We start from the raw sequence: 735 nt of genomic DNA on the forward strand, positions 1-735 counted from the left end.
GCCCGCACGGTGCAGGACGCGGCGATCATGCTGAAGTCGATGACGGGCCTCGACCTGAAGGACACCACGTCGTTTGACGCGCCGGTCCCGGACTTTGAGGCCGCGGTGAAGCGCGGGGTCAAGGGCCTGACCATTGGCATTCCGAAGGAATACCGCGCGCCGGGCATGTCGGCGGAAATCGACGCCTTGTGGGAGCGCGGCGCCCAGTGGCTGCGCGACGCCGGCGCCAATGTGGTCGAGGTGTCGCTGCCGCACACCCAATACGCCCTGGCGGCCTATTACATCATCGCCCCGGCGGAGGCGTCCTCGAACCTCGCCCGTTACGACGGCGTGCGCTACGGCGTGCGCGTTGACGGCAAGGACATCGCCAGCATGTACGAGAACACCCGCGCCGCCGGTTTCGGCCGCGAGGTGAAGCGCCGCATCATGACCGGCACCTATGTGCTGTCGGCCGGTTATTACGACGCCTATTACGTGCGGGCCCAGAAGGTGCGGGCGCTGATCAAGCGCGATTTCGACGCGGCCTTCGCCAATGGCGTCGACGCCATCCTGACGCCGACGACGCCTTCCGCCGCCTTTGGTCTTGGCGAGAAGATCGCCGCCGATCCGGTGGAGATGTATCTGAGCGATATCTTCACCGTGACGGTGAACCTGGCGGGCCTGCCGGGCATTTCCGTGCCGGCCGGGCTGGACGCGCAGGGGCTGCCGCTGGGGCTGCAACTGATCGGCAAGCCG

General features: G+C 67.2%; 1 protein-coding gene. It reads left to right on the forward strand.

What is annotated here, in order from left to right:
* On the forward strand, nt 1-735 hold a 735-nt coding region (locus AC4FS3_RS28865; RefSeq protein WP_491023396.1), incomplete at both ends, for an amidase family protein.

The sequence above is a fragment of the Pseudogemmobacter sp. TB195 genome (assembly GCF_058313095.1).